This is a genomic window from Kitasatospora sp. NPDC088861 (genome assembly GCF_044750105.1).
Lineage (GTDB): Bacteria > Actinomycetota > Actinomycetes > Streptomycetales > Streptomycetaceae > Kitasatospora.
Window position 1 is genome coordinate 1 of record NZ_JBIVJF010000071.1, and the last position, 1,323, is coordinate 1,323.

At 56.9% G+C, this 1,323-nt stretch carries 1 rRNA gene; it reads left to right on the forward strand.

The window, feature by feature from the left end:
* Positions 1–47: 47 nt before the first annotated feature.
* Positions 48–1,323, forward strand: a 23S ribosomal RNA gene (locus ACIP37_RS37755); the annotation flags it as partial.

Sequence of the window (1,323 nt, forward strand, 5' to 3'; positions counted from 1 at the left end):
GTGACTGGTCGTTGTTTGAGAACTGCACAGTGGACGCGAGCATCTGTGGCCAAGTTTTTAAGGGCGCACGGTGGATGCCTTGGCACCAGGAACCGATGAAGGACGTGGGAGGCCACGATAGTCCCCGGGGAGCCGTCAACCAGGCTTTGATCCGGGGGTTTCCGAATGGGGAAACCCGGCAGTCGTCATGGGCTGTCACCCGCTGCTGAACACATAGGCAGTGTGGAGGGAACGCGGGGAAGTGAAACATCTCAGTACCCGCAGGAAGAGAAAACAACCGTGATTCCGGGAGTAGTGGCGAGCGAAACCGGATGAGGCTAAACCGTGATGGTGTGAGACCCGGCAGGGGTTGCCATCGCGGGGTCGTGGGATTTTTCTTGATCGGTCTGCCGGCCGGTCGGCGAGTCAGAAACCGTATGGGTAGTCGAAGGACATGCGAAAGGTCCGGCGTAGAGGGTAAGACCCCCGTAGACGAAATCTGTACGGCTCGTTTGAGAAACTCCCAAGTAGCACGGGGCCCGAGAAATCCCGTGTGAATCTGGCGGGACCACCCGCTAAGCCTAAATATTCCCTGGTGACCGATAGCGGATAGTACCGTGAGGGAATGGTGAAAAGTACCGCGGGAGCGGAGTGAAATAGTACCTGAAACCGTGTGCCTACAAGCCGTGGGAGCGTCGTTCATCAGCTTGCTGGTGGGCCGTGACTGCGTGCCTTTTGAAGAATGAGCCTGCGAGTTTGCGGTGTGTAGCGAGGTTAACCCGTGTGGGGTAGCCGTAGCGAAAGCGAGTCCGAATAGGGCGTCTGAGTTGCATGCCCAAGACCCGAAGCGGAGTGATCTAGCCATGGGCAGGTTGAAGCGCGGGTAAGACCGTGTGGAGGACCGAACCCACCAGGGTTGAAAACCTGGGGGATGACCTGTGGTTAGGGGTGAAAGGCCAATCAAACTCCGTTATAGCTGGTTCTCCCCGAAATGCATTTAGGTGCAGCGTCACGTGTTTCTTGCCGGAGGTAGAGCACTGGATAGGCGATGGGCCTTACCGGGTTACTGACCTTAGCCAAACTCCGAATGCCGGTAAGTGAGAGCGTGGCAGTGAGACTGTGGGGGATAAGCTCCATGGTCGAGAGGGAAACAGCCCAGAACACCGACTAAGGTCCCTAAGCGTGTGCTAAGTGGGAAAGGATGTGGAGTCGCAGAGACAACCAGGAGGTTGGCTTAGAAGCAGCCACCCTTGAAAGAGTGCGTAATAGCTCACTGGTCAAGTGATTCCGCGCCGACAATGTAGCGGGGCTCAAGCACATCACCGAAGTCGTGTCATTGCAGCA